The sequence below is a fragment of the Serinicoccus shuyuelongi genome (assembly GCF_045032955.1).
Lineage (GTDB): Bacteria > Actinomycetota > Actinomycetes > Actinomycetales > Dermatophilaceae > Ornithinicoccus.
Genome location: NZ_JBJFZU010000005.1, coordinates 210217 through 230069 on the forward strand (window position 1 = coordinate 210217; position 19853 = coordinate 230069).

A 19853-nucleotide genomic window follows, 5' to 3' on the forward strand; every position below is an offset into this window, starting at 1 on the left:
GTGATGCGCAGGGGTGTGACGTCGACCGTCGTGGTGGCGGTCGTCGCCGCCCTGGCCGCGACGTTGCTGCTGGTCTGGGGCTCCAGCACCGGGGCACCCCTGGTCAACGCCCCCCAGGGCACCTGGGCCCCGCCGCCCGTCACGCTGCCCCCGTTGGAGCCGGCGGCGCAGACCGCCGCCCCGACCGCCGAGGGCGTCGAGGAGCCTCCGCAAGAAGTGGGGCAGGTCGTCGACTGGGTGCTCATCGGCTTCGTGCTGCTCGTCGTCACCGCTGTGCTGATCGTCCTCAAGATGCTGGCCAACCGGCAGCACCGGGGCCAGGACCCGCTCCCCCTGCAGGACGACGAGGAGCTGACCGCGCTGCTCGAGGCCACCGGCGAGGAGGTGCGCTACCGCGCCCTCACCGAGTCCGACCCGCGCAACGCGGTCGTCGCCTGCTGGGTCGCGCTGGAGGAGGCGGTGCAGCACTCCGGGCTGCGCCGCGACCCCACCGAGACCGCCGCCGAGCTCACCTCTCGGGTGCTGGGCCGCTGGCAGGTCGACGAGAGCGCCATCGCCACCCTGTCCGCCGCCTACCGTGAGGCCCGATTCTCCCGGCACCCGGTGAGCGAGCAGGAGCGGGACCGGGCCGTCGAGGCCCTGCGCCGCATCCACGAGGACCTGCGCGCCCAGGTGCTGGACGAGCGTGACGAGCTCGCCGACGACGAGCAGGCCGACGACGAGCAGGCCAGGTCGTGAGGCGCGGGCGGGGCACGCTGCGCCGCAGCCTGCTGCCGGCCGGGCTCGTCACCCTGGTCGTGGGCGGCGCGCTCTACTACATCGGCTCGCTGGCGCACAGCCTCCCGGAAGCGGTGCTGGTGGTGCTGCTCGGCGGCACCGTGGCCACCCTGACCCTGTGGGTGCTGGCCCGGACCGGGGAGGAGGTCGACCAGGCGTACTGGGTCTCCACCCCGCGCCAGGACGCGGTCCCGCCCTCGGCCCTGGACTACCGGCTGGTCCGGCTGCGCAGGGACCTGCGCGACGCCCTGGAGCGCGACGACCGGGCCGACGAGATCTACCCGGTGATCCGCGAGCTGACCGCCGAGCGCCTCCGGGCCCGCCACGACATCGACCTGGACACCCAGCCGGAGCTGGCCCGCACGGTCCTCGACCCCGCACTCCGGCGCTACCTGGACACCCCACCCACCGACACCCGCCGACGCAGCAAGAGCGCCCTGCATACCGCCATCGAAGGAGTCGAGAGACTGTGAACGACACCGATACGCCCGCACCGCTGACCGTGGCTGACGTCTCACGGCAGGCCGGCGAGGTGCTCGACCGGGTCGAGCAGGCCGTGGTCGGCAAGCGTGATGCGCTCACCCTGGTCCTCACCGCGGTGCTCGCCCGGGGTCACGTGCTCCTGGAGGACTACCCCGGGCTCGGCAAGACGCTGGCCGCGCGCTCGTTCGCGCAGACCCTGGGGCTGGAGTTCACCCGGGCCCAGTTCACCCCCGACCTGCTGCCCTCCGACCTGACCGGCTCCTTCGTCTTCGACCAGCGCACCTCGGAGTTCGCGTTCCGCCCCGGTCCGCTGTTCACCGGCCTGCTGCTGGCCGACGAGATCAACCGGACCCCACCCAAGACCCAGTCCGCGCTGCTCGAGGCCATGCAGGAGCACCAGGTCACCGTGGAGGGCCAGACGTTCAGCCTGCCGCAGCCCTTCCACGTGCTCGCCACCGCCAACCCGGTGGAGTACGAGGGCACCTACCCGCTGCCGGAGGCCCAGCTGGACCGGTTCCTGATGCGGGTCACCTTCGGCTACCCCTCGCCCGAGGAGGAGTGGGACGTGCTGCGGCGCCGGGTCGGGCGTCGTCAGGAGGACCAGCACCTGGAGGCGGTCACCGACGCCGAGGGCCTGGCCCGGATGCAGACCGCGGTGGAGACGGTCCCGGTCGAGGACGACATCTCCCGCTACTGCGTCGAGCTGGCCGCCGCCACCCGGCGCCACCGGGCGGTGCTGGTCGGGGCGTCCCCGCGCGGCTCGCTGGCGCTCATGCTCACCGCCCGGGCGTATGCCGTCGTGCACGGCCGCGACTACCTCACCCCCGAGGACGTCAAGGCGGTGGCGCACGCGGTGCTCGACCACCGCATCTCGATCAAGCCCGAGCTGTGGATGTCCGACACCGGGGGCGCCTCGGTGGTGAGCGCCGTGCTCGGGCAGGTCCCCGTGCCCGGGGCACGCACCGGTGCCTCCACGGTGGACGACGAGCAGGGCTGAGCCGGTGGCCACCGCGGAGCGCCTGGACGCCTGGAGACCCACGCACGCGCTGCTGCGCTGCCTGGTGACGGTGCTGGTGGTCGCCCCGGTGGCGCTGCTCTTCCGCCGGCCGGACCTGCTGGTGCTGGCCACCCCGTTGGCCGTGGTGCTGGTCTGGGGGGTCGTCACCCGGCCCACGGCCCGCCCGGACCGACGCTTCGCCCTGTCGCACGCCCAGGTGCGCGAGGGTGAGCAGGCGTTGGCCGTCGCCGACCTGGAGCCGGTCCCGGGCGCGGAGGTGATGTCCGCCGCGCTGAGCCCCGCCCCGTACGTCGAGGCGGTGCTGTCCGAGCGCGCCCGGCAGGCCCGGGACAGCGACGGCCTCCTCACCCAGCGCACGGCCGCGGTCGCGGACGCCGAGGGGCCGCTGGTCGAGGGGCGCCGCCGGCTGCTGGTGGGCTTCCGCGTCACCCGCTGGGGGGTGCGACGGATCGGTCCCCTGCAGGTGAGTGCCAGCAGCGCCTGGGGCTGCTACCGGTGGGGGCCGGTCTCGCTGGACGCCCAGGGGCTGCGGGTGCTCCCCCAGCCGTCCGCCTTCGACTCCTCCGCCCCGGCACCGCACCCACGCGGCCTGGTCGGGATGCACCGGTCGGCCCGACCCGGGGAGGGCTCGGAGTTCGCCTCCATCCGGCCGTTCCAGGTCGGGGACCGGCTGCGCCGTATCCACTGGCCCCGCTCCAGCCGGACCGGTGAGCTGCACGTGACCTCCAGCTACGCCGACCAGGACACCCACGTGGCGGTCCTGGTGGACGCCCACTACGACCTGGGCCGCTCCGAGGGCGTGGGCGGCGCGGTCAGCTCGCTGGACCGGTCGGTGCGGGCGGCCGCCGCCGTCTCCGAGCACTTCCTGCAGCAGGGCGACCGGGTGGGGCTGCGGGTGCTGTCCGCACGCACCCCGCTGACCGTCCCGGTCGGGACCGGCAAGCGGCACGGGGTACGCATCCTGGACACCCTGAGCCGGGTGGTGCCCTCGGTGGACGACCGGACCGACCCGGTCAGGGTCCACCTGGGCGTCCACGAGGGCACCCTGGTGGTGATGATCTCCGCCCTGGTCTCCCCGGACGCCCTCACCCAGGCCGCGATGCTGGCCGCCAGGGGGATCTCCGTGGTGGTGATCGACGCGCTGGCGGACGGTCCCGAGGGCGCCGTGCCGAGCGCCGACAACGACCCGCTGGCGCGCACCGCCTGGCGGATCCGGATGCTCGAACGGGACCGCGAGATCCGCGCCGTCCAGGCCCAGGGCGTCGCGGTGGTGCCGTGGCTGGGGCCGGGCAGCCTCGACGTCGTGCTCCGCGAGCTGGCGCACCGCGGGCGTAGGGCGGGGGTCTGAGATGGGCGAGCTGCGCGAGCGCTGGCTGAACCTGCGCTCGGCGACCCCGAGCCATACCCGCCTCCGGTTGGCGGCCCTGGCCGGGGCCGGCCTCGTCGCGCTGTCCCTGATGCTGGCCGGTGCGGCCGGACCGGTCGCCTGGGTGGGGGTGCTGGTGCTCGGGGCCCTCGTCGTCTACCAGCCCAACGGGGCGATGCCGGCCTTATTCGTGGTGTGGTCCATCGGCTGCTGGTGGGCCGGGACGGAGAGCACCTGGCACTGGGCCCTGCTGCCGGCGGCCTGGGGCCTGCTGCTGGTGCACGCGTCCGCGGCGCTGGCGGCCTCGGTCCCCCCGCAGGCCAGCCTGCCCCGCGCCGTCGTGGTCCTCACCGGGCAGCGGGTGCTGCTCGTCGGGGCGGCCACCACGGTGGTGTGGGCGGCTGCCGGCGCCCTGGTGGGCGGGGCCGGCACCGGGCCCGACGTGGTTCCCGGGCTGGTGGGCCTGGCCCTGATCGCGGCAGCGCTGGTCGCGTTCGTCCGGCTACGGGAGCGGCAGGCACCCGCGGGTCCGAGAGGGCCGAGGGGCTGAGCCTCGGCGCCGGCCGAGCCTCAGGCGCTCTCCTTGCGCTGCTGTCCCTTGCGCGGGGCCACCTCGCGGCGGACGATCGTCGGGTTGACGTTCTCCAGCACCACCTCGCGGGTGATGACGACCTTGGCGATCTCCTCGTCGGAGGGGACGTCGAACATCACCGGCAGCAGCACCTCCTCGAGGATGGCGCGCAGCCCTCGTGCGCCGGTGCCGCGCAGCAGCGCCTGGTCGGCGATGGCCTCCAGCGCGGGGTCCTCGAACTCCAGCTCGACGCCGTCGATCTCGAACATCTTCTGGTACTGCTTCACCAGGGCGTTGCGGGGCTGGGTGAGGATGTTGACCAACGCGTCCCGGTCCAGCGGCGTCACGGTGGTGATGACCGGCAGGCGGCCGATGAACTCGGGGATCAGCCCGAACTTCATCAGGTCCTCCGGCAGCACGTCGCCGAAGTGCTCCCCGGCGTCCTTGGCCGCCTTGAGCTCGGCGCCGAAGCCCAGGCCCTGCTTGCCGGAGCGTGCCTCGATGAGCTTCTCCATGCCGGCGAAGGCCCCGCCCACGATGAAGAGCACGTTGCCGGTGTCGATCTGGATGAACTCCTGGTGCGGGTGCTTGCGCCCGCCCTGCGGGGGCACGCTCGCCACCGTCCCCTCCAGGATCTTCAGCAAAGCCTGCTGCACGCCCTCGCCGGAGACGTCACGGGTGATCGAGGGGTTCTCGCTCTTGCGGGCGATCTTGTCGATCTCGTCGATGTAGATGATGCCGGTCTCGGCCTTCTTCACGTCGAAGTCCGCGGCCTGGATCAGCTTGAGCAGGATGTTCTCGACGTCCTCACCGACGTACCCCGCCTCGGTGAGCGCGGTCGCGTCCGCGATGGCGAACGGGACGTTGAGCATCCGGGCCAGGGTCTGGGCCAGGTAGGTCTTGCCGCACCCGGTGGGGCCGATGAGCAGGATGTTCGACTTGGAGATGTCGACGGCGTCGTCGCCGCCCTTGCTGCTCTCCCCCGCCTGGATCCGCTTGTAGTGGTTGTAGACCGCGACCGCGAGGGCCCGCTTGGCGGGGTCCTGACCGACGACGTACTGCTGCAGGAAGTCGAAGATCTCCCGCGGCTTGGGCAGCTGGCCCAGACCGAGGTCGGTCGACTCCGCGAGCTCCTCCTCGATGATCTCGTTGCAGAGGTCGATGCACTCGTCGCAGATGTAGACGCCCGGGCCGGCGATCAACTTCTTGACCTGCTTCTGGCTCTTGCCGCAGAACGAGCACTTCAGCAGCTCACTGCTCTCACCCATGCGTGCCACCTGGTCGTCCTTCCTCACTCCGGTCGGGCGGTCGGGGCGAGCCACGGCTCACCCTGTCCCGCCGACGCTACCTTGCCCGGCGGTCGCCGGACAGGGTTTTCACGGGTATGCCCGCGTGTTGGGCCGCGCGTCCGCTGACAGCGCAACGCCCCGGACACACGGATGACGGGCCCCGGGGGACCCGTCATCCGTGCGTGCACCGGTGCTGCGTCTCAGTCGTCCAGCGAGGCCTTGCGCGAGCCGAGGACCTCGTCGACCAGGCCGTAGTCCTTGGCCTCGGACGCGGTGAGGATCTTGTCCCGCTCGATGTCTTTCTGGACCTGCTCCACGCTGCGACCGGAGTGCAGCGCCCAGGTCTCCTCGAGCCAGGTGCGCATCCGCAGCACCTCGTTGGCCTGGATCTCGATGTCCGAGGCCTGCCCGTAGTCGCCGCCCATGAGGGCCGGCTGGTGGATCAGCACCCGGGCGTTGGGCAGCGCGAACCGCTTGCCCCGGGCACCGGCCGCCAGCAGCACCGCGGCGGCCGAGGCCGCCTGGCCGATGACGAAGGTCTGCACGTCCGGCTTGATGTACTGCATGGTGTCGTAGATCGCGGTCAGCGCGGTGAAGCTGCCACCGGGCGAGTTGATGTACATCAGGATGTCCCGGTCCGGGTCCTGGCTCTCGAGCACGAGGAGCTGGGCGATGATGTCGTCCGCCGAGGCGTCGTCCACCTGCACGCCGAGGAAGATGATGCGGTCCTCGAAGAGCTTGGTGTAGGGGTCCTGGCGCTTGGTGCCGTAGGAGGTGCGCTCCTCGAACTGCGGAAGGATGTACCGGCTGCTGGGGGCCGGTGCGTCGAGCCGACCGGCGGCGCGGTGGTCGTGAAGGTGCGTCATGTCAGTTCTCTCTCGTCTGTCGCGGCCGGTCAGGAGGTCGACGTCGTCGGCGCGTCGCCGGAACGCTCGTAGACGTGGTCGACGAAGCCGTAGTCCTTGGCCTCGGACGCGGTGAACCAGCGGTCGCGGTCGGAGTCACGGGTGATCTGCTCGACGCTCTGACCGGTGTGCTCGGCGATCAGCTCGGCCATCTGGTGCTTGATGTGCAGCATCTGCTCGGCCTGGATCTTGATGTCCGAGGCGGTGCCGCCGATGCCGCCCGAGGGCTGGTGCATCATCACCCGCGAGTGCGGGGTGGCGTAGCGCTTGCCGGGCTCCCCGGCGGACAGCAGGAACTGTCCCATCGAGGCGGCCAGGCCCATCGCGACGGTCGCGACGTCGTTGGGGATCCACTGCATGGTGTCGAAGATCGCCATCCCGGCGGTCACCGACCCGCCCGGGGAGTTGATGTAGAGCCAGATGTCCTTCTCCGGGTCCTCCGCGGCGAGCAGCAGGAGCTGTGCGCAGATCGCGTTGGCGTTGTCGTCCCGGACGTCGGAGCCCAGGAAGATGATGCGTTCCTTGAGCAGCCGGTTGTAGATCTGGTCGTCGAGCCCGGCCGGCGCCGGACGCTCGGCCATCGTGGTGTCCTCAGTCATCTGCTTCCCTCGCTTGGTCTGCGGTGCGGCGACACTGTCGCCTCTTGTCGACCATAACGCCCGGCCCTCCGGCGAAACTCCCCCGCCGTGGGCTTGTTCGCCGTGAGCGCAGCGCCGACCGGTCGGCGCGCGGCCGGTCCCCGGGGTGGCAGGCTTGGCCGGGTGACCGTGACACCGCACCGCGCCGACCGCACCTGGCTGGTCGCCCTCGCCGCCTCCCTCTGGGGACTCTCCGCACTCTGGCGCGGCCCCCTCTCCCAGGAGCTGCCGGCGCTGGCGATCGTGTTCTGGGAGCACCTGCTGCTCACCGTGCTGCTGCTGCCCTGGCTGGTCCCGGCCCTGGGACGCCTGCGGCGGACGACGCTGCGCACCCGGCTCTCGGTGCTGGTCATCGGTGCCGGCAGCTCGGCCCTGGCCACGACGCTCTTCACCGCCGCCTTCCGGCTCGGCGACCCGATCACCCCGCAGGTGCTGCAGAAGCTGCAGCCGCTCATCGCGCTCGCGCTGGCCGCGGTGCTGCTGGGCGAGCGGCTGCGCCGTTCCTACCTGCTCTTCCTGGCTCCGGCGCTGGCGGGTGCCTGGCTGATGACCTTCGCGGACCCGTTCTCGGTCGGCATCAGCTCGGCCCAGTCGGCCCTGCTGGCGCTGGGGGCGGCGACCCTGTGGGCGTGCGGCACCGTGCTCGGACGGGGGGCCAGCAGCGAGCTGCGCTTCGTGGACCTGACCGCCCTGCGCTTCGGGGTGGGGCTGGCGACGCTGGCCGTCATCGCCGCGCTCACCGGCACACCGCTGCAGGTCCCGCTGTCCGCCGCCCCGGGCATCATCACGCTGGCGCTGGTGCCAGGCCTGCTGGCGATGGTCCTCTACTACCGGGCGCTGAGGCATACCCCGGCGTCGCGCGCGACCCTCGCCGAGCTCGCGTTCCCGCTCACCGCCGCCGTCATCGGCGTGCTCGCCTTCGCCAGCCGGCCGGACGCCAGCCAGTGGGTCGGGATCGTCCTGCTGCTGGCCACCGTCGTCTCCCTGTCGCTGCACGAGCGTCGGGCCCGGCAGCCCGCGGTCGCGGCGCGTCTCGAGGCGCCGTCCCCCGCCAGCACGCACTGACCGCCCGCCGGCGTGCCAGGGCACGTCGACGGGCGGTCAGCTGAGGGGCCTCAGGCCTTGGACGCCTTGGAAGACTTCGGGGCCTTGGCAGACGCCTCGTCCTTCTCGTCGTCCTCGACGTCGGCGTCGCTGTCGGTGACGGCGGCCTCGGCGTTCTCACTGTCGGCGTCGGCAGCCTCGTCGGCGTCGTCGCTCTCCTCGTCGTCGTCACCCGGGTCGATCGCGTCCAGGTCGACCACGTTGCCGTCGGTGTCGGTGACGGTCGCGCCCTCGAGCACGTTCGCCAGCGCCTTGCGGCGGCCGACCTCGGCGACCATCGCGGGCACCTGACCCTGCTGGTCGATCTGCTGGGCGAACTGCTGGGCGTTCATCCCGTACTGCTGGGCGGTCATCATGATGTACTCGATGAGCTCGCTCTGGTCGACGTCCACCTCGTCACGCTTGACGAGGGCGTCCAGCAGGAACTGCGTCTGCATCGCCTTGATCGTCGAGGCGGTCACCTCGGTGCGGTGCTCCTCGTCCTCGAGGCGGCTCTCGCCCTCCAGGTGACGGTGCACCTCGGCCTCGACCAGGCTGTCCGGGACGGGGATGTCCACCAGCTCGAGCATCCGCTCGAGGACCTTGTCGCGGGCGGCGACGCCCTGCTCGAAGCGAGCACCCTGCTCGGCCTGCTCGCGCAGGTCGGCCTCGAGCTGCTCCATGGTGTCGAACTGGCTGGCCATCTGGGCGAACTCGTCGTCCAGCGCCGGCAGCTCACGCTCCTTGGCGACCTGCACGGTGACGGTGACGTCCGCCTTCTCCCCGGCGTGCTCGCCACCGGCCAGCGCGGAGGTGAACTCGACGGTGTCGCCGGCCTTGGTGCCGCGCAGCGCGGTGTCCAGGCCGTCGAGCATGGTGGCCGAGCCGATCTCGTAGGAGACGCCGGTGACCGAGTCGATCTCCTCGTCGCCGATCTTGGCGCTGAGGTCGATCGTCAGGTGGTCACCGGTCTTGGCCTTGCGCTTGATCGTCTTCAGCGTGCCGAAGCGCTCGCGTAGCGAGTCGATCCGGGTCTGCACGTCCTCCTCGGACAGCGCGACCGGGTCGACCTGCACCTCGATGCCGGAGAAGTCCGGGATCTCGAAGGCGGGGACCACGTCGACCTCGGCGTCGAAGGCCAGGTCCTGGCCGTCCTCCATCGGCAGCGACGTCAGGCTCACCTCGGGCTGGCCGAGCGGGGTCAGCCCGCTCTCCTGCATGGCCTGGGTGTAGTACTCGGGCAGCGCCTCGTTGACGGCCTCCTGCACCACCGACCCACGACCGAAACGCTGGTCGATGATCCGCGCCGGGACCTTCCCCTTGCGGAAGCCGGGGATCTGGATGTTGGCGCCGATGCTCTTGTACGCCGCGTCCAGCCGGGGCTGGAGGTCGGCGGCGGGGACCTCGACGGTCAGCTTGACCCGGGTCGGGGTCAGGTTCTCGACAGCGCTCTTCACTGCTGGGTGCTCCGTAGTCATGTCGGGGATGTTCTGGGTGTGTCGTGCTCGTCGGGCGCACGGGGGCGGCCCCGGACGTGGCACGCGATCCCCACCATGCTAGGCGGTCGGGGTAGCCGGATTCGAACCGGCGGCCTTCCGCTCCCAAAGCGGACGCGCTACCAAGCTGCGCCATACCCCGTGCTGAACGGCGTCGTGGCCGTGGTGTGTGGAGGGTTTAGACTAACTCCTCGGCCGACCGGACAGACACCTCGGAACGGCCGTGCGGGTGTAGCTCAATGGTAGAGCCCCAGTCTTCCAAACTGGCTACGCGGGTTCGATTCCCGTCACCCGCTCCGACAGGACGTCGGGGCCTACGCTGTGGCGTATGGACGCACCCCCCTCGATCGTCGTGACCGGCACCGGCCGCGCCTCCGCGGCCCCGGACGCGCTCGTCGTCGACGTGCAGCTGGAGGGTCACGGCCGCACCGTCACGGCGGCGCTGGCCGCCCTCACCGAGGCCTCGGAGGCCGCCACCGCGGCCCTGCCCGGGCACCGGCTCACCACGCACGGGCTGGGCCTGCACGCCCGCTCCGACCGGGACGGACGGCAGGTGGGGCACACGGCATACCAGTCGGTGCGGGTGCGCACCCAGGACCCGGCTGGGGCCGGGGAGCTGATCCAGCGCCTCGGCGAGGCGGTCGGCGACCGGTTGACCGTGCACCAGCTGCGCCCGGAGATCGCGGACACCACGGCGCTGCTGGAGCGCGCCCGTGCGGACGCGGTCGCGGACGCGCGCGCCAAGGCGGAGCACTACGCACGGCTGGTCGGTATGCCGCTCGGCCCGGCCCGGTGGGTCCGCGAGCCCGGCACCGAGGGGCCGGGGCCCTCGCCCCGGGTGGAGATGATGTCGCGGGCCGCCGGGCCGCCCGTCGACCCCGCCGACCACGAGGTGGCCGTGACCGTCGAGGTGGCCTGGGGACTCGGCTGAGCCGTCCTGCGCACGTGTCGACAGGTGTGCTGCCGTGTGGTGCGATGGCCGCAGCGACGCCCCGCCGGGGGGCGCGCCCTCAGGAGGGACACCGCCGATGAGCTTCGTGGACAAGGCCAAGGACTTCGCCAGCCGCTCGAGCGCCAAGGCCAGGGACCTCGCGCGGGAGCACTCGGACACCATCGACCAGGGGATCCAGCGCGCGGGCACCTTCGTGGACGACAAGACCGGAGGCAGATACGCCGACAAGGTCGACAAGGTGCAGGGCTTCGCCACCCAGCAGAAGGACAAGATCGCCGGCGGTCACGGCGGTGAGGCCCCCGGGCCGGGCGACGGCGGGCGCGGCCCGGACGGCACCCCCGGGCCGGACGTCCCGCCCGGGCCCACCCGGCCCTAGATCCCGAGCACGACCCCGGCGATGAGGAAGTAGACGACGAGCCCGGTGGCGTCCACGAAGGTCGTGATGAAGGGCGCGCTCACCACCGCCGGGTCGACACCGACGCGCTTGGCCAGCAACGGGATCATCCCGCCCGCCGTCGCCGCCAGCGCGCAGACGACGACCAGCGACAGGCAGATCACCAGGGCCACCTGCCCGTCGGTGAAGAAGCGCGCCGGGACGTAGGCGACCACCGCCAGGGCGGCGCCCAGCAGCAGACCGGTCACCAGCTCCCTGCCGACCACCCGGGGCAGGTCCGGGAAGCGGACGTCGTCCACCGCGACCGCGCGGATCACGGTGCTGGCGGCCTGGGCACCGACGTTGCCACCGGTGCCGATCAGCAGCGGGACGAAGAGCGCCAGGGCCACCACCTGCTCCAGGCTGTCCTCGAAGAAGTCCAGCACGTTGACGGTCAGCGTCGCAGCCACCAGCAGGACGAACAGCCAGGCCACCCGGCTCCGGGCCAGGGCGAGCACCGAGGTGGCCAGGTAGGGCCGGCGCAGCCGCTCCATGCCGGCCGAGCGCGCCGAGTCCTCGTCCTCCTCGATCTGCAGCACCCGCATCGCGTCGTCCACCGTGAACAGGCCCACCAGGCGGCCGTCGTCGTCCAGCACCGGGACGGCGAGCGCGCCGTGGTCCCGCACCACGTTGGCGCCGACCTCCTGGTCGTCGTCGGCGTGCGCGGTGATCGGTTCCCGCATGACGGCGCTCAGTGCCAACCCCGGGTCGCTGACCAGCAGCCGGCGCAGCGACACCACCCCGACCACCCGCTGCTGCTCGTCGACCACCGGCAGCACGTAGAGCATCTCGGCGTCACCGGTGTCCGCGCGCACCGCGTCCAGCGCCTGTCCGACGGTGGCGGTGTCCGGCATGCTCACCACCTCCGGGGTGGCCCACCGGCCGACGGTCTCCGGGCGGTGGGCCAGCACCGCCTCGGTCTTGCGGCGCTCGGCGTCGGACAGCCCGCCGAGCAGGCGCTCGGTCAGCGGGGCGGGGAGCCCGGCCAGGGTGCGCGCCCGGTCGTCGGGGGCCAGGTCGGCGACCAGCCGGCGGACCTGGTCCTCGGGCATCGCGGCGAGCAGCTCGGCCTGCAGGTCGGTGTCGAGCATCTGCACCACCCGCACCGCGGTCGGGTGCGGCAGCAGCGCGAAGGCGCCGGCCCGGGGGGCGGCGTCCATCCGCTCCAGCTCGTCGACCACCGCGGGCAGGTCGGCCCCGCTCAGCAGGGTCCGCAGCCCGGGGAGGCCACCGCTGCGCGCGCGTCCGGCCCTGTCGTCGCCGGACCCGTCCGGGACCGCGCGACGACGACCCGTCACGGGACCGGCGGGAGGGTGCCGTCCGCGGCGTAGCGGCTCATCATGTCGATGCGCCGCTGGTGCCGTTCGTCGCCGGAGAAGGGGGTGTCCAGGAAGGCGGCGACGATCTCGCGGGCCTCTTCGAGGGTATGCATCCTCGCCCCGAGCGAGACCACCTGCGCGTCGTTGTGCTGGCGCGCCAGGGTGGCCAGCTCCCTCGAGCAGGCCAGCGCCGCGCGGATCCCGGCGACCTTGTTGGCCGCCATCTGCTCACCGTTGCCGGAGCCGCCGAGCACGATGCCGAGCGAGCCCGGGTCGGCGGCGACGCCCTCGGCGGCCCGCAGCACGTAGACCGGGTAGTCGTCGAGCGCGTCGTAGTCGTGCGGACCGTGGTCGAGGACCTCGTGCCCCTGGTCCCCCAGCCACGAGACCAGGTCGCGCTGCAGCTCGTGGGCGGCGTGGTCGCCGCCGATGTGGATGCGCACCGTGCTGCTCCTCGTCGTCAGCTGAAGTCCGGGCCCTGGGAGCGGGTCCGCTTGATCTCGTAGAAGCCCGGGGTGCCGGCGACCAGCAGGCAGCCGTCCCAGAGCCGGCCCGCGGCCTCGCCCTTGGGGGCCGGGGTGACGACGGGGCCGAAGAAGGCCACGCCCTCGACCGAGACGACCGGGGTGCCGACCTCGTCGCCGACCAGGTCCATCGCGCGCTGGTGGCTCGCGCGCAGCGCCTGGTCGTGGGCGTCGCTGGTGCCCGCCTCGGTGAGGGCCGGGTCCAGCCCGAGCTCCTCGACGACCTCGGCGGTGATCGCCGGCAGGTCCTCGCTGCCGCGACCGTCCAGGTGGATGCGCCGGCCGTAGGCGTCGTACATCTTCTTGCGCAGCGTGTTGGCCTCCTCGTCGGCGAGGCCCTCGGTCGCGGCGATGATGGTGCGCACCGGTCCCCACGTCCGCTCGAGCATGGCGGTGTAGCCCTCGTCCAGGTCCCGCCCCTCGTTGAGGACGGACAGGCTCATCACGGACCAGGTGATGTCCAGGTCGCGCACCTGCGCGGCCTCCATCATCCAGCGGGAGGTCATCCAGGCCCACGGGCAGGCCGGGTCGAAGAACATCTCGGCGGAGGTGGTGGACCGTGCGGTGGAGGTGTCGGCGCTCATGCGACCATCGTGTCACGTAGCGCGCCGGGTGACCCTCCGGCCTACCCTTTCGACGAGGAGACATCTGCATGCCCGGCTCCAACCTCACCCGCGACGAGGCGTCCGCCCGGTCCCAGCTCGTGGCGACCGAGTCCTACGACGTCGTGCTGGACCTCACCTGCGGGGCGGAGACCTTCGCCACCACCAGCACCGTGCACTTCTCCTGCAGTGCGCCGGGTGCGTCGACGTGGATCGACTTCGTCGGGCCCTCGGTCGAGCGGGTGGTGCTCAACGGTGTGGAGCTGGACCCGGCGGCGGTGTTCGCCGACGCGCGGATCGAGCTGGCCGACCTGCAGGAGAGCAACGAGCTGCGGGTCGAGGCGACCGGTGCGTACATGAACACCGGGGAGGGCCTGCACCGCTTCGTGGACCCCGCCGACGGGGAGGTCTACCTCTACACCCAGTTCGAGGTGCCGGACAGCCGCCGGATGTTCGCGGTCTTCGAGCAGCCCGACCTCAAGGCCGCGTTCACCTTCACCGTCACCGCGCCCGCACACTGGGAGGTCATCTCCAACGAGCCGACCCCGAAGCCCGCCCCGGCGCCGGGGGCGCGCAACGCGGACGGGGTGCCGGCGGACGCGCTCGCGACCTGGGTCTTCCCGGCGACGCCGCGCATCTCCTCCTACATCACGGCCCTGGTCGCCGGTCCCTACGACGTCGTCCGGGACAGCGTGAGCACCCGCGCCGGCGAGGTCCCGCTGGGTGTCTTCTGCCGCCGCAGCCTGACCGAGCACCTGGACGCCGACAACATCCTGGACGTGACCAAGCGCGGGTTCGCCTTCTTCGAGGAGGAGTTCGACTCGGCATACCCGTTCACCAAGTACGACCAGATCTTCACGCCGGAGTACAACATGGGCGCGATGGAGAACGCCGGGTGCGTGACCATCGTGGAGAACTACGTCTTCCGGTCCAAGGTCACCGAGGCCATCGTGGAGCGGCGCGCGCTGACGATCCTGCACGAGCTGGCGCACATGTGGTTCGGCGACCTGGTGACGATGACCTGGTGGGACGACCTGTGGCTCAACGAGAGCTTCGCCGAGTGGGCCTCGACCACCGCCCAGGCGGAGGCGACCGGGTGGGCGGACGCGTGGACGACCTTCGGCACCGCCGAGAAGGCCTGGGCCTACAAGCAGGACCAGCTCTCCTCCACCCACCCGGTGGCCGCCGACATGGTGGACCTGGCCGCGGTGGAGGTGAACTTCGACGGCATCACCTACGCCAAGGGCGCCTCGGTGCTCAAGCAGCTCGTCGCGTACGTGGGGAGGGAGCCGTTCCGGGACGGCCTGCGGGCCTACTTCGCCAAGCACGCGTGGGGCAACACCACCCTGGCCGACCTGCTGGTCGAGCTCGAGGCGACCAGCGGGCGCGAGCTGGGGTCGTGGAGCACGGTATGGCTGGAGACGGCAGGGGTGAACACCCTCACCCCGGAGGTCGAGGTCGGGCAGGACGGCGCCATCTCGGCGCTCACCCTGGTCCAGACCACGCCCCAGGAGCACCCGACGCAGCGCCCGCACCGGCTGGCGGTGGGGTGCTACTCCCTGACCGACGGCGTGCTGCGCCGGGTGAAGCGGGTGGAGCTCGACGTCGACGGCGAGCGCACCGCGGTGCCCGAGCTCGTCGGCGAGCCGATGCCGGACCTGCTGCTGGTCAACGACGACGACCTCGCCTACGCCAAGATCCGGCTGGACGAGCGCTCGCTGGCCACGGCCCTGGGTCACATCCGGGCCTTCGAGGACTCCCTGCCCCGGGCGCTGGTCCTCGGCGCGGCCTGGGACATGACCCGGGACGCCGAGATGGCGGCGACCGACTACGTGCGGCTGGTGCTGCAGGCGCTGACGGGTGAGACCGACTCCACCCTGCTCCGGGTGCTCATCCAGCAGGCCAGCGCCGCAGCGCTGACCTACACGGCGCCGGTGAACCGGCGCGCGGTGGTGGCCGAGCTGACCGCCGGGCTGCGGGCCGCCGCCGAGGCCGCGGAGCCCGGTAGCGACGCCCAGCTGCAGCTGGTCACGGCCTGGGTGTCCTTCGCCCAGGACGAGCAGGACGTGGCCCAGGTGCGCGGCCTCCTGGACGGCGAGCGCGAGCTGGCCGGCCTCACCCTCGACCAGGACATGCGGTGGGCCCTGCTCACCTCGCTGGCGACCGCCGGTGCGGCCGGTGAGCAGGACATCGCCGCCGAGCGCCGGCGGGACAACACGGCGACCGGCCACGAGAAGGCCGCCCGGGCCCGGGCCGCCATGCCGACCGAGCAGGCCAAGGAGGCCGCCTGGGTGGACGCCGTCGAGACGCAGGGCCTGTCCAACTCGGTGCTGGCCGCGATGGCGCTCGGCTTCGGACGGGTGCACGACGAGTCGCTGCTCGAGCCCTTCGCCGCCCGCTACCACGAGGTGATCGACCGGGTCTGGAGCGAGCGCACCCACCACATCGCGAACTCGCTGGCCACCGGCTTCTACCCGCTGGCCCTGGCCAGCCCGAAGCTGCTGGCCGCGACCGAGCGATGGCTGGTCGAGCACCCCGACGCCTCCAACAGCCTGCGTCGCACGGTGGCCGAGAACAGGGACACCGTGGCCCGGGCCCTGACCGCCCAGGCCGCCGACGCAGCGTATACCCCCACCTGAGCCGACCCCACCCGACCGGGCGTCTCGGGTTGCCCGACCGAGCGTCTCGGGTTGCCCGACCGAGCGTCTCGGGTTGCCGGTCCGGACGGCTCGGATTGCCCGACCGAGCGTCTCGGGTTGCCGGTCCGGACGGCTCGGATTGCCCGACCGAGCGTCTCGGGTTGCCGGTCCGGGCGTCCCGGAGTGTCCACATCCCTGTCACGGCCCAGCTGCGCTGTCCACAGATGCGGTCCGGGTATGGCGTTCCGGTCTCCGTGCCGCCAGCGTCCAGATATGGATCTGTCCTGCCTCCCGCGTCCTTTCACCCGACCGGAGGCGCTCACCGCGGGCGTCTCCCGGCACGATCTCGACGAGGCCCTGCTCACCGGCCTGGTCGAACGGCTGAGCCGGGGACTGTATGCCGCGTGCGTCCCGGTATGCCCCGGCGGTGAGGACTGGGAGGTCGCTGTCGCCGAGCACCTCGACCGGCTCCACCACCAGCTGCGCCGGCATCCGGGACACGTCGCCAGTCATACCAGCGCCGCTCTCGTGCACGGGTTGGCGGTGACGATCTCACCGGCCAGCCCCGTGGAGATCACCGCGCTGGACGGGTACGCCACTTCGCGCCGCAAGCCCGGCCTGGTGATCCACCACTGCGACTCGGGCGAGACGCCGGTGCAATCTCTCTCCGGGGTCCGGGTGACGACCGTCGAGCGCACCGTCGTGGACACGGCCCGGACCCGCCGACTGCCGCACGGGACGGCGGCCGTGGACGGAGCGCTGCGCGAAGGGTCGGTCACCCGGGACTCCCTCGTCCGCACCCTGGACGGTCAACGTCGGTGGCGTGGCCGACCGAGAGCGTTGGCGGCGCTGGCCCTCTCGGACCCACGCCGTGAGAGCTGGCTGGAGTCGTTCTCATTCGCGGCCCTGCATGAGCAGGGCATCGCCCTGCCGCTGTCCCAGGTCGACATCTACGGTCTGGACGGGCGCTTCCGGGGACGCGTCGACGGACTCCTCCCGGAGGAGGGTGCCTTTCTCGAGGCCGACGGGAAGGCCAAGTACTTCATGGGAGCTGGTCCCGGGTCGACACCTGAGCAGACCGTGCTCACCCATCTTGGCCACGAGACGGCGCGTCACGCTGCGCTGGAGTCGCTCGGGCTACGAGGCATCCGGTGGATGTCGGACGAGATCATCGCCGACGCCGGCGAGGTCGCCGGCCGGATCCGTCGTCGTCTCGCCACACCTGTCCCACACATCGAGGCTCTCGCCCTGTGGCAGGGCGAGCTGCGTCGCCTGCCCTTCGACGAGCCCCGGGCTTGCATCGACATGGAGACGCTGAGGGCGCGGAAGCCACGGCGTCGTCGGTCGGCCTGACACGTCAAGACGCCCGGTCAGGCACCACCAGACGCCCGGTCAGGCACCACCAGACGCCCGGTCAGGCACCACCAGACGCCCGGTCGAGCACCACCAGACGCCCGGTCAGGCACCACCAGACGCTCGGTCAGGTGGGGGCGGGGGTGGTGGTGTTGGCAGTGGCAGTGGCAGTGGGGGCGGGGCGGGCGACGGTCCGGGCCAGGCGCCGGGCCGAGCGCCAGGTGACGAGCTCCTCCAGCAGCACCGGCCGACCCTCGGGACCGGCCAGCGGCACCCGCCAGTTCGGGTACTCCTCGTCGGTCCCGGGCTGGTTGATGACCCTCTTGTCCCCGGCCAGGTCGCTGACGCTGACGCCGAGCAGCTTGGCCGGTGTGCGGGTCAGGAAGGCGTGCATCGCCTGCACCTGCTCGGGGACCTCCGCCCCCTCGCGCAGCAGACCGCGTCGCCGCAGGTCCGCCAGCACCTCGTCGCGGGAGGCCTCCTCCTGGGCCATCTCCTCGGCCAACGGCCGGTCCAGCAGGCCGAGGCGTGAGCGCAGCTCGACGTGCACGCCCTCCAGGTAGCCCGCCGTCGGCGGCAGGTCGTGGGTGGTCACCGTCGCCAGGCACAGCTCCCGGTAGTCCTCGGGGTCCAGCAGCCGGCCGTCGCCCTCCCAGTCGCGCTCGAACCACAGGATCGAGGTGCCCAGCACCCCGCGCTCGCGCAGGTGGTCGCGCACCCACGGCTCGACGGTGCCGAGGTCCTCGCCGATCACCAGTGCCCCGGCCCGGTGCGCCTCCAGCAGCAGGATCCCCACCATCGCCTCGTGGTCGTAGCGCACGTAGGTGCCCTGGAACGGCTCGGCGCCCTGCGGGATCCACCACAGGCGGAACAGCCCGATGACGTGGTCGACGCGCAGCCCGCCGCTGTCCCGTAGCGCCGCCCGCACCATGTCGCGGTAGGGGGCATACCCGAGCTCGGCGAGCTTGTCCGGGCGCCACGGCGGCTGGGACCAGTCCTGCCCCATCTGGTTGTACTGGTCCGCCGGCGCACCGACGGTGACGCCGCGGGCGAGCGCGTCGCCCAGCCCCCAGGCGTCGGCGCCGTCCGGGTGCACCCCGACGGCCAGGTCGGAGATCACCCCCAGGCTCATCCCGGTGTCCAGCAGGTCGCGCTGCACCTGGGCCAGCTGCTCGTCCAGGATCCACTGCAGCCAGCAGTGGAACTCGACCTCCTGCATGTGCCCGTCGCGGTATGCCTCGACCTCCGCGCTGCGCGGGTCCTGCAGCCCTGCGGGCCACTGCCTCCACCAGGTGCCGTGCTCCTGGCAGATCGCGCACCAGGTCGCGTAGTCGACCAGCCCCTGGCCCTCGCGCTCCACGTAGGCCTGGAACCGCCGGGCACGCCGCAGCGAGCGTGCCTGGCCGAAGATCATCCGCAGCGCCGCCTCCTTGGCCGGCCAGACCGCGTCCCGCTCGAGGGTGTCGAGGTCGAGATAGCGCTTGGCGTCGTCCGCGTGCCACTCCACGAGCTGCCGCTGCGCGGCCGAGAGGTATGCCACCTCGGGCACGTCCTCGACGCGGATGTAGAGGGGGTTCACGAACCGGCGGCTGGTGGGCAGGTACGGCGAGGGCTCCATCTCACCCGTCGGCTCCGCCGCGTGCAGCGGGTTGACCAGCACGAAGTCCGCCCCCAGCCCAGCGGCCCAGGCCCCGGCGTCGCCCAGGTCGGCGAGGTCCCCGATCCCCCAGGAGTCCGACGAGCGCATCGCGTAGAGCTGGGTCATCAGTCCCCAGCCCTGGGCGTCCGGGGCCTGCAGGGAGTCGGGCAGCTCCAGCCGGGCGGGAGTGACGACCAGCGGCATCCGCACCTGTCCGCCGTCGGCCTGCAGCTCGACGGCGTGCCACCCCAGCGGGAGGTCCTGCGGCAGGTCCAGGGTCAGCCGGAACACCTCAGCCCCGTCCACGGTGCGGCTCTCCGGGAGGTCGGCCAGCACCCCGACCTCTGTCCGGGTGCCGTCCTCGAGGGTTAGCGCGGCCTGCACCGCCGAGGCCTCCCGGACGTGCACGGGCACCTCGACGGGTGACCCCTCCGCGACCACGAGCACCGCGGGCAGCGGGCGACGCCAGGGTCGCTCCGCGGCACGTTCCAGCTCGCGGGCGATGTAGTCGGCGCCGCTGACATCGACACCGAGCGCCGCGAGCACCGCGACGACCGTGTCGTCGGGGACCGTGGTGCGGGCGCCGTGCCAGTCCCAGAACTCGGTGGCGATGCCGTAGGCCTCGGCCAGGTCGGCGAGGCGGGGGGAGCTCTCGGTCACGTGCGGGAACCTCTCGAGGATTCGGGTGTCGCACCTAGTCTGTCAGGCTCGGACTGCCCTCCCCGACGGGCCGCACGCACCACCCCGGACGGCCTTGGACAATGGA

Annotated in this window: 18 protein-coding genes and 2 tRNA genes; 11 read left to right on the plus strand and 9 right to left on the minus strand. The window is 72.3% G+C overall.

The genetic code is table 11. The features are described from left to right. Positions 1-3: 3 nt before the first annotated feature. Genes ACI3EY_RS08740 through ACI3EY_RS08760 form a run of 5 tightly spaced genes read left to right on the plus strand, consistent with a single transcriptional unit; the run spans position 4 to position 4194 of the window. Positions 4-738, plus strand: a complete 735-nt coding sequence (locus tag ACI3EY_RS08740; protein WP_405040152.1) for a DUF4129 domain-containing protein — start codon at positions 4-6, stop codon at positions 736-738. After that, positions 735-1250, plus strand: coding sequence for a hypothetical protein (locus ACI3EY_RS08745; RefSeq protein WP_405040153.1), 516 nt, complete (start codon positions 735-737; stop codon positions 1248-1250). Before ACI3EY_RS08740 ends, ACI3EY_RS08745 begins: the two co-directional genes overlap by 4 nt. After that, positions 1247-2257, plus strand: coding sequence for an AAA family ATPase (locus ACI3EY_RS08750; protein WP_405036079.1), 1011 nt, complete (start codon positions 1247-1249; stop codon positions 2255-2257). The genes ACI3EY_RS08745 and ACI3EY_RS08750 overlap by 4 nt, the downstream gene beginning before the upstream one ends. Positions 2258-2261: 4 nt before the next feature. Next, entirely contained in the window at positions 2262-3626 is a 1365-nt protein-coding gene (locus ACI3EY_RS08755) for a DUF58 domain-containing protein (RefSeq protein ID WP_405040154.1), read from the plus strand. 1 nt (position 3627) lies between these two features. Continuing rightward, positions 3628-4194: a hypothetical protein gene (locus tag ACI3EY_RS08760; RefSeq protein WP_405040155.1), complete on the plus strand. Its 567-nt coding sequence runs from the start codon at positions 3628-3630 to the stop codon at positions 4192-4194. A gap of 20 nt (positions 4195-4214) precedes the next feature. Here the strand turns inward: ACI3EY_RS08760 and clpX are convergent, their stop codons facing one another. The 3 genes from clpX to ACI3EY_RS08775 form a co-directional block, all read right to left on the minus strand. Then, on the minus strand, positions 4215-5492 hold the full coding sequence (clpX, locus tag ACI3EY_RS08765; protein WP_405036076.1) for an ATP-dependent Clp protease ATP-binding subunit ClpX: 1278 nt from the start codon (positions 5490-5492) through the stop codon (positions 4215-4217). A 212-nt stretch (positions 5493-5704) separates the two neighbouring features. After that, positions 5705-6370: an ATP-dependent Clp protease proteolytic subunit gene (locus ACI3EY_RS08770; RefSeq protein WP_405036075.1), complete on the minus strand. Its 666-nt coding sequence runs from the start codon at positions 6368-6370 to the stop codon at positions 5705-5707. Between the two features lie 29 nt (positions 6371-6399). Then, complete coding sequence (locus ACI3EY_RS08775) at positions 6400-7008, minus strand: ATP-dependent Clp protease proteolytic subunit (protein WP_405036074.1); 609 nt, start codon at positions 7006-7008, stop codon at positions 6400-6402. Positions 7009-7170: 162 nt separating this feature from the next. On the opposite strand from ACI3EY_RS08775, the gene ACI3EY_RS08780 reads away from it, so the two are divergent. After that, a complete protein-coding gene (locus tag ACI3EY_RS08780; RefSeq protein WP_405036073.1) occupies positions 7171-8112 on the plus strand; it encodes a DMT family transporter in 942 nt (313 codons plus the stop codon). A 50-nt stretch (positions 8113-8162) separates the two neighbouring features. Here ACI3EY_RS08780 and tig read toward each other — a convergent pair whose 3' ends face one another. Further along, complete coding sequence (gene tig, locus ACI3EY_RS08785) at positions 8163-9587, minus strand: trigger factor (protein ID WP_405036502.1); 1425 nt, start codon at positions 9585-9587, stop codon at positions 8163-8165. A 107-nt stretch (positions 9588-9694) separates the two neighbouring features. Continuing rightward, positions 9695-9768 (minus strand) — tRNA-Pro (locus tag ACI3EY_RS08790). 83 nt (positions 9769-9851) lie between these two features. Between ACI3EY_RS08790 and ACI3EY_RS08795 the strand changes: the two genes are divergently transcribed. The 3 genes from ACI3EY_RS08795 to ACI3EY_RS08805 all read left to right on the plus strand — a co-directional run bounded on the left by ACI3EY_RS08795 (position 9852) and on the right by ACI3EY_RS08805 (position 10954). Then, positions 9852-9922 (plus strand) — tRNA-Gly (locus ACI3EY_RS08795). 32 nt (positions 9923-9954) lie between these two features. Next, positions 9955-10557, plus strand: coding sequence for an SIMPL domain-containing protein (locus tag ACI3EY_RS08800; RefSeq protein WP_405040156.1), 603 nt, complete (start codon positions 9955-9957; stop codon positions 10555-10557). 97 nt (positions 10558-10654) lie between these two features. Beyond that, positions 10655-10954 carry an antitoxin gene (locus ACI3EY_RS08805; RefSeq protein ID WP_405040157.1) on the plus strand — a complete coding sequence of 100 codons (300 nt, stop codon included), beginning with the start codon at positions 10655-10657 and terminating at the stop codon, positions 10952-10954. On the opposite strand, the gene mgtE is transcribed toward ACI3EY_RS08805, so the two are convergent. The 3 genes from mgtE to ACI3EY_RS08820 are packed head-to-tail and all read right to left on the minus strand — an operon-like array spanning position 10951 to position 13438. Next, positions 10951-12309: a magnesium transporter gene (mgtE, locus tag ACI3EY_RS08810; RefSeq protein ID WP_405040158.1), complete on the minus strand. Its 1359-nt coding sequence runs from the start codon at positions 12307-12309 to the stop codon at positions 10951-10953. The genes ACI3EY_RS08805 and mgtE overlap by 4 nt on opposite strands. After that, positions 12306-12773, minus strand: a complete 468-nt coding sequence (locus tag ACI3EY_RS08815; RefSeq protein WP_405036069.1) for a ribose-5-phosphate isomerase — start codon at positions 12771-12773, stop codon at positions 12306-12308. Before ACI3EY_RS08815 ends, mgtE begins: the two co-directional genes overlap by 4 nt. Positions 12774-12790: 17 nt before the next feature. Beyond that, entirely contained in the window at positions 12791-13438 is a 648-nt protein-coding gene (locus tag ACI3EY_RS08820) for a mycothiol-dependent nitroreductase Rv2466c family protein (protein ID WP_405036068.1), read from the minus strand. Positions 13439-13506: 68 nt separating this feature from the next. Between ACI3EY_RS08820 and pepN the strand changes: the two genes are divergently transcribed. After that, the gene (gene pepN / locus ACI3EY_RS08825; RefSeq protein ID WP_405040159.1) at positions 13507-16095 is read left to right on the plus strand and encodes an aminopeptidase N; all 2589 of its coding nucleotides are present in this window, start codon (positions 13507-13509) and stop codon (positions 16093-16095) included. A 273-nt stretch (positions 16096-16368) separates the two neighbouring features. Then, positions 16369-17448, plus strand: coding sequence for a type IV toxin-antitoxin system AbiEi family antitoxin domain-containing protein (locus tag ACI3EY_RS08830; RefSeq protein WP_405040160.1), 1080 nt, complete (start codon positions 16369-16371; stop codon positions 17446-17448). Positions 17449-17575: 127 nt separating this feature from the next. Here ACI3EY_RS08830 and malQ read toward each other — a convergent pair whose 3' ends face one another. Further along, the gene (gene malQ, locus ACI3EY_RS08835) at positions 17576-19747 is read right to left on the minus strand and encodes a 4-alpha-glucanotransferase (RefSeq protein ID WP_405040161.1); all 2172 of its coding nucleotides are present in this window, start codon (positions 19745-19747) and stop codon (positions 17576-17578) included. Positions 19748-19853: the final 106 nt, after the last annotated feature.